3 protein-coding genes and 3 pseudogenes are annotated in these 7,888 nt (G+C 63.0%); 5 read left to right on the top strand and 1 reads right to left on the bottom strand.

Going from position 1 to position 7,888, the window contains the following annotated elements; translation table 11 throughout:
- Positions 1 to 430: 430 nt before the first annotated feature.
- Positions 431 to 4,252 (top strand): golvesin C-terminal-like domain-containing protein, encoded by a 3,822-nt coding sequence (locus ACWEJ6_RS47890; protein ID WP_452432039.1) that lies wholly within the window; start codon positions 431 to 433, stop codon positions 4,250 to 4,252.
- 318 nt (positions 4,253 to 4,570) lie between these two features.
- Positions 4,571 to 5,014 carry a hypothetical protein gene (locus tag ACWEJ6_RS47885; protein ID WP_452432037.1) on the top strand — a complete coding sequence of 148 codons (444 nt, stop codon included), beginning with the start codon at positions 4,571 to 4,573 and terminating at the stop codon, positions 5,012 to 5,014.
- Between the two features lie 36 nt (positions 5,015 to 5,050).
- Here ACWEJ6_RS47885 and ACWEJ6_RS47880 read toward each other — a convergent pair.
- Positions 5,051 to 5,269, bottom strand: a pseudogene (locus ACWEJ6_RS47880) (transposase family protein); the annotation flags it as partial.
- Positions 5,270 to 5,635: 366 nt separating this feature from the next.
- Here ACWEJ6_RS47880 and ACWEJ6_RS47875 point away from each other — a divergent pair.
- The 3 genes and pseudogenes from ACWEJ6_RS47875 to ACWEJ6_RS47865 all read left to right on the top strand — a co-directional run.
- A pseudogene (locus ACWEJ6_RS47875) lies at positions 5,636 to 5,986 on the top strand (IS110 family transposase); the annotation flags it as partial.
- 121 nt (positions 5,987 to 6,107) lie between these two features.
- Positions 6,108 to 6,467: pseudogene (locus tag ACWEJ6_RS47870) on the top strand (transposase); the annotation flags it as partial.
- A 43-nt stretch (positions 6,468 to 6,510) separates the two neighbouring features.
- Positions 6,511 to 7,881, top strand: a complete 1,371-nt coding sequence (locus ACWEJ6_RS47865) for an IS4 family transposase (RefSeq protein WP_452432035.1) — start codon at positions 6,511 to 6,513, stop codon at positions 7,879 to 7,881.
- The last annotated feature ends 7 nt before the right edge of the window (positions 7,882 to 7,888 follow it).

Below are 7,888 nucleotides of genomic sequence, written 5' to 3'. Positions count from 1 at the left end.
TCCTGCTTACGGGGCAACTACCCACTCATGACCACAGCACGGCGCTCTACTGACTCGAGCCCTAACACCAAATCCCCTTGTCAGCAGGCTCTAAGACCGGCTACCCGCTGACCATCACCGACGCCGAGGCCAACAAGAACGGCACCAAAGCGATGGTGCTGGACTATTACCGCGGTCTCAACGACTACGTGGCGGACCTGGCAACGAAGACCAGCCCGGAAGGTCGTACCTGGGCCTTCACCTATTACGCAAATGGCAATCTCAAGACGGTCACCGACGCCTACAACAAGCCCACCTCAACCGTCTATGACGCGCGCGGCAACGTCCTTTCGGTGACCGACGCGCTGGGCAAAAGACGACCCAGACCTACGACATCTTCAAACGCCCGCTGGTATCCAAGGTCCCCAAGGACCAGGACGCCTCTCCGGCGGTGTTCATCACCACCCCGGCCCCGATCTACGACCCCAACGACAACGTCACCAAGTCCACCGCGCCCAACGGCGCCGTGGCCACCGCCGTCTACGATGCGGCCGACCAGCTCACCGACTCGTTACTGCCCAAGGACAGCGACACCGGCCCGGAGCGCAAGGCCACCTTCACCTGGGACCCGGCCGGCAACCTCAAAACCCAGACCGAGCCGAAGGGCAACCTGTCCGGCGCGACCGCGGCCGACTTCACCACCACCTACGTCTACGACGAGATCTACCAGCTGACCGAGGTCCGCAACGCCAAGCGGCACAAGATCACCTACGAGTACGACAACGTCGGCAACACCAAGAAGGTCGTCGACCCGCGCAAGAACGCCACCGCCGACACGGCCGACTACACCGCCAGCTACGACTACGACCTCAACCACCGGGTCAAGACCTCCAAGGACGCGGCCGGCTTCGTAACCTCGGTCGACTACGACCTGGACGGGCTGGTGGTCGGACAGACCGACCAGGAGAACAACAAGACGATCACGACGTACGACAAGCGCGGCGCCGTGAAGGAGACCCAGGTCCCGCACGCCGACAACGGCGGCGACATCAAGTACATCACCACCCGGTTCGTCTACGACTTCGTCGGCAACAAGATCAAGACCATCACCCCGCGCGGCGTGGAGACCACCGACGACGACACCGACTTCATCGCCGAGACCAGGTACGACAAGCTCAATAGGCCGGTCGAGGAGATCTTCCCCTTCGACAAGGACGACCCGGTCTACAACAAGCCCGACAGCGTCACCTACGCCTACGACGACGTCTCCCGGCTGAAGGAGATCTCCGCCCCGCCCTCCCACGGGCAGACCATCCGCAACATCACAACGATGACCTACTGGGACAACGGCTGGTCCAAGACCACCACCGACCCGTGGGACATCAAGACCACCTACGACTACAACAAGCTGGGCCTGCAGACCAACCGCACCGTCACCTCCGCAGGCGGCTCCTCCCAGCGCGCGCTGGACTGGGACTACTACCCCGACGGCAAACTCAAGACCCACTCCGACAACGGCGTCCCGCTCGGCCTGGACGTCGTGCTGGAGGACAACTCCGACACCGGCCAGGTCGTCGCCACGGGCTCCTGGACGCCGACCTCGGGCGGCACCCTGGCCTCCAACATCGCGGGCCCGCAGGTGGCGGCCTCGACCGGGTTCGTCGGCTACGACTACGCCACCGCCCCGGCCGGCACCGGCCAGAGCAGCTTCACCTGGAACCTGACCACTCCCACCGCCGGCACCTACAAGGTCGCCGTCCAGTACCCCTCCGGCGCCACCGCCACCAACGCCAAGTACACCGTCAAGCACGACGGCGGCACCGCTGACGTGGTCGTCGACCAGACCAAGAACGCCGGCACCTGGGTCGAACTCGGCTCCTACACCTTCACCGCCGGCACCGCCCACAGCATCACCCTCACCGACGCCGCCAACGGCACCCTGATCGCCGACGCCGTCAAACTCGTCCGCGACACCGGCGGCGCGACCGACAGCGAGAAGAAGGACTTCTCCTACACCTACGACGCCAACGCCAACCTGACCCGAATCGACGACAACTCACCCACGGCCAAGATCGGCCTGTGGGACATCGCCTACACCAACCTCAACCAGATCGAGAAGATCCAGGAAAAGCTCGACGGCGTCCTGAAGAACACCACCACCTACGACTACAACGAGAACAGCGCCGTCACCGTCCGCACCCACGACAAGACGGTGGCCACCTACGACTACGACGTGCGCGACCTCGTCAACCAGGTGGTCAACAAGAAGACGGCCACCGACCCGTCCCCCAAGACCACTACCTACACCTACACCCCGCGCGCCGAACGCCAGACCGAGACCAAGGCCAACAACAACACCGTCACCTACGACTACTTCCTGTCCGGCGTCCTGCGCCACTCGGTGGAGAAGAAGCCCAACGCCGCGATCGTCGCCGAGCACACCATCGGCTACCAGGGAAACCTGCAGCGATCCAGCGACCACGCCAAGATCCAGAACGCCGACAGCCCCGGCGCCTACCTGGACAACACCTACGCCTACACCTACGACCCCCGCGACCGCATCGCCAAGACCGTCAAGACCCCGACCGGCGGCGGCACGGCCGAGACCGAGACCTACTCCCACGACGCCAACAGCAACGTGTGGGAAGAGGAGGTCCTCGGCAAGAAGACCACCTTCACCTACGACCGCAACCGCCTTATGACCTCCGTCAGCGGCGGGGCCACCAGCACCTTCACCTACGACCCCTACGGTCGCCTGCGCACCATCCAGGGCGGCGGCAAGACCTGGGAGACGTACACCTACGACGGCTTCGACCACGTCACCAAACACGAAAAGCTCGGCGCTGACGGCACCACTAATACCGTCACCACCTACACCTACGACCCGCTGGACAGGACGACGTCCAAAACGGAGAAGGAAGGCACCTCCTCCGCCAAGACCAGCACCTACTCCTACCTCGGGCTGTCCGGCGAGGTCCTGGAGGAGGAAGTGGCCGGCAAGCTGGTTAAGTCCTTCAAGTACAGCCCGTGGGGCGAGCGCCTATCCCAGGTCAAGGTTAAAGCCGACAGCACGGAGGAGTCCTCGTACTACGGCTACAACCCGCACACCGACGTCGAACAGATCACCTCGGACACGGGTGACACCCGCGCCACCTACGGCTACACCGCCTACGGCAAGAACGACGACAAGCTCTTCACCGGCGTCGACAAGCCCGACCCCGTCGACCCGACAGCCAAGGACGAGTACAACCCCTACCGCTTCAACGCCAAGCGCTGGGACAACTCCACCGGCATGTATGACATGGGGTTCCGCGACTACAACCCCGGCCTCAACCGCTTCCTCAACCTCGACTCCTACAACGGCGCCCTGGCGGACCTGTCTCTCGGACTCGACCCCTGGACTGCCAACCGCTACGCCTTCACCGGCGGCAACCCCATCAACAACATCGAGATCGACGGACACCTGCCCTGCGCGGAGGGAATCCGTGACGTGTGCGGTGGGAGCACGAACACGTCAGGAGGCTGGTGCTCGGTCTGCAAGCAGAACTTCAATCCGGGGATGAGCCAGCCCCGGGCACACGCCCCAGCCGTGAAGAACCAGGAGCTGGACAACATCGTCAAGGATCTCTACGCCCGAGACATGGTCGCCGACTCCGACGTCACTGGCGACGGGCGGACTGCCACAGCAGTGATCCATGAATACAACACAGGTAAGCCTGTGGGCAAATGGCATGTGGAAAAGGCGTCCAACAAGTTGGCTGGCCTGGCGAGCCTTCTCGAGAGGGACAGGAAAGCACGCCTGGACGGTGGCAACGGACTCCTATCGGGATCCGATCTCAAGATCGCCATGAAAGAAGCCGCCGACCTGTGGAATGCGCTCAATGCAGAAGACGTGACGGGTGCAGTAACCGCTCACGTGCAGTCCAACGTAGAGAGTCTGAAAGCCATCACGACGAATCGGGCATCCGTCACGAAATCCATGGCCATGTCGGGCATCACAGGCCAGTCTTTCCAGCAGGTCCATCCCAAGGCGGCTCCGCGACCGGTCGGAGGGCCTATGAAACTGCGTGGTGCATACAAGGCATTTGGTGTCGTCGGTGGATTGTTGAACGCCGCACAGGCCCCCGGCTACATTCGACAATATGGCTACGACCGTGGTTCTTGGGAGCTCTTCAAGGATATGATAGATCCCCTCGGCGCCACGGATGGCCAGCCCGATCCATTCTTCCCTGGCACATGTCCTTCCATGGACCCGTCCTCGCCCTGCGCGTAGACAGATAGTAGCCCGGGGCGTCCATCGTAGCTGAAGTGCGGTGGACGCTCCCGGGCGCCCCAGGAAATTCTCGCAAAGGTGCGGGCCGAGCCGTGATTGTCGCGACGGCCCGGTCGGCGCGTCCCATTAGGATGGTATGAGCGTGTCCGGCCATCCATACCGCGGCGGCTGCGTCGCTGGCTCATACAGGTACCACGCCACGCCTCCCAACATACGTCTAGGACGTAGGTGATACGGTCGTAGAAGTGACAATTTAGAGAGGTCATCCTGTATCATCCTCTATCGCCCTAATGGACAACACTTGAGTGGAGAATTTAGTTGGAGAAGATCGAATTTGCGGACATCGTTCGGGTCTATCTCAGGGTGGTGCCGCGCGCTGCTGACATTCTCCGGGAGGTTCCGGAGCCGAATAGATCGAACTTTGAGGCATGGCCTGATAAGGAGTCGGATCTGTTCAATTTTCTCTCAATGGCGTTCGTGCGTCCGATTCTCTTGCCCAGGCTGAGGGATGAAACGGTCGACCGGGAAGCACTGGAGGCCTGTTTTGAGTTCATTGAAGGTCTCGCCGAGAACTTGAACGGATACGTGGGGAACGCGTTGTACTTCGAGGTGTATGAACAGTTCCTCGAGAGTCGCGAGATCCTGTTGAAGGCGCTGCAGTTCTGCGGGCCTGTTACGCGTGGGGCTCTCCTCGGGATGCTCGCCGAACATTACCCGGGAACACTCGAGCAAATGGGTTTGGATCCACGAGCTGAAATGTGACTCGTGACATTCGTGGAGGATCCCGTTGAGCGTTTTTCATCCTTGGACGGCGTGGGCAACACGGTGGCTCTGAAGGACCGCCATGGCCTTGCAGAGGTGGCCGGCCTTGGAAGGGCTGCAGCGTAGCTTTCGGAGGATCTTCCAGCCTTTGAGCTGGGCGTTCGCGCGTTCGCCTGGGCCGCGAAGCCTGGCGTGGGCGCGGTTGGCCCGTTTCTGGGATTCGGGCTTGTTCTTGCCCTTGTACGGGGTTATCAGCGCTCCCTCGGCGCTTTGGTTAGCCCTAATGGGTTCCAAACGGGCTCGGTTCAGACGGTGGGTTCCTTTGGTATCCCCGGCTCGAAGAGGCCTCAAGACAAGGCGGGGGTCGCCGCCGGAACCGCGCCCGGTCCTGTGTCGCAGACCAATTGTGCGCTTGGATCGATTCCGTGGTTCGAGCCCGCCAGCGTGGAGGAGCCCTCGGTTGTCTCCGGGCGTGGAGCCCTCAGCAAAGACAGGGAGCCGCGATGGTCGCTGGGATCACGGACGGCTCATCGGATGTCAGGCCTAGAGCCTTTCCATTAGGGCGCCGTGTGGTTCCGCCAGGGCATTGACCAGCGACAACGCCAACACCGGAGGCAGAGCTTGAAGATCACCTGCGGTATCGACTGGGCCGAGAAACACCGCGACATCGCCCTCATCGACGAAAACGGCACCCTGATCGCCAAACGACGCATCAGCGAGACCGTCGACGGCTTCAACGAATTACTCCCCATGCTTGCCGAGGCCGGCGACAGCCCACAGACCCCGATCCCCATTGCGATCGAAACGCCTCGTGGCCTCCTGGTCGCCGCACTTCGTGCGGCCGGCCGGAAGATCTACCCGATCAACCCCATGGCCGTCGCCCGCTATCGCGAACGCCACTCAGCCTCGGGCAAGAAGTCCGACCACGCCGACGCGATGGTCCTGGCGAACATCTTGCGCACCGACGCGCACGTGCAGGTTGCGTCCACGGGAGTGGTGTACGAGTTTGACCTGGTCACAAGCGTGGCGGCCGTGAAATGGAGACGGCCATCGCGTGATCCTTCGAGTGCGAACAACGAAGGAGATCAAGGCGATGGCCGCAGACAACAGTGTGACGCCTGCGCAGTGGCTGGCGAAGCAGATCCAGACCGATGACCCCGACGTGTTGCGATCCATGGTCAAGACCATGGCCGAGGCATTGATGTCGGCCGAGGCCGACAGCCTGTGCGGGGCAGGCTACGGCGAGCGCAGCGACGAGCGGACCAACCGGCGCAACGGCTACCGCACCCGCGAGTGGGACACCCGCGCGGGCTCGATCGAGCTGGCCATCCCGAAGCTGCGGTCGGGCTCCTACTTCCCGGATTGGCTGCTGGAACGCCGCCGCCGAGCCGAGCAGGCGCTGATCAGCGTCGTGGCCACCAGCTACCTGCTCGGCGTCTCGACCCGGCGCGTCAATGCCGTTGCTTTTGCATGCATAGTGGAGTAACTCCATCACTATGAGTGAAGAAGGCTGTCCAGAGGTGGGATTGAGCGTTCTCACGCGATGGTGCCCGCCGGAGCTGATAGATGCGGCCATCGCCAAGCGCGGGCGGTATGAGCAGAGACGTCGCCTGCTCTCGACGCGGATGATGGTCTACTTCGAAATGGCACGCTGCCTGTTTCCGCATCTGGGCTACGAGCACGTACTGCGCGAGCTGGTACCCGCCGACGCCGAAGACACCGGCCTTTGGCACGTCCCCAACAAGTCCTCGCTGTGTCGTGCCCGGCGACGCGTGGGGCCAGCCGTGCTGCGGGAAGTCTTTGACCAGGTCACCGGCCCGATGGCCAGCCTTGATGCATGCCCATCAGCATTCTGGCGAGGACTTCGACTCACCGCGTTCGACGGCACCGCGCTTGCCGTCGCCGACACTCCAGCCAACGCCGCGGCCTTCCTGCGCAAAGGCGCTAACATCCTGGAGGAATACGGATATCCGCAGGTAGAGCTCGGTGTCTTATTCGAGATCGGGACACACTCGATCATCGCCGCAGCGGTCGGCGAACGTGACGACAACGAGATAACCCTCGCCAGCCAACTCGTGCCAGCCGCCGGTCCGAACACCCTCGTGCTAGCCGATCGCAACATGCTGGGTGTCGAGTTATGGCATGCCTTCACCAGCACTGGCGCCCACCTCCTGTGGCGCATCCGGCCCAAGGTGGCCCGCCATCGCGTCGGTGACCTGCCCGATGGCAGCTACCTCGCCACCGTGCGCATCGGCTCGAACCGAGCCAAACAACGCCGACGAGCCAACCGCGACATACCCGCCCAGGTCACCGTCCGCGTCATCGAATACCACCTCGGCGAAGGGCGGGAACTCTACCGACTGGTCACCTCATTACTCGACCCCACCCTGGCTCCAGCCAGCGAACTGGCCGTCCTTTATCACCAACGCTGGGAGGCCGAAGTCGCCTACGCCGAACTGAAGACACACCAGCGCGGCACGGGCACCGTCTTACGCTCCCACTATCCGGACGGCATCCGCCAAGAGATCTGGGCCCAGCTGATAGTGCACCACCTCACCCAGACGCTGATCTACCACGCGGCCCAGGCGACCCCGCCCATCGACCCCGACGAAATCTCATTCCGCAGGGCTCAACAAGCCGTCCGACGTAACCTCGGCCGGCCGCTATCTCCCCGCTGGCAATGCCGAGCACTTCACCGAACAGTCACCGAATTGCGTTCCCACCCCGTCGAGCATAGACGCCATCGGCACTGCCCGCGCAGACTCAAACGCGTCAGCGCCCGCTTCGCCCGCCTCAGACCCGGCTCACGCTCTTCCTCGCCATCGACTCCACTACCGACCGTCACTCTCGCTGGCAAACCGCCATAAGGCAACG

This window comes from Nonomuraea sp. NPDC004702, from assembly GCF_053601695.1.
Note: the sequence above shows the minus strand (reverse complement) of the source record. Positions and strands in the feature narration are given on the sequence as shown.

What these genes read in the sequence shown, in the direction of transcription:
- ACWEJ6_RS47865 (WP_452432035.1), top strand. Translation starts at nt 6,511, where the DNA reads ATGAGTGAAGAAGGCTGTCCAGAGGTGGGATTGAGCGTTCTCACGCGA.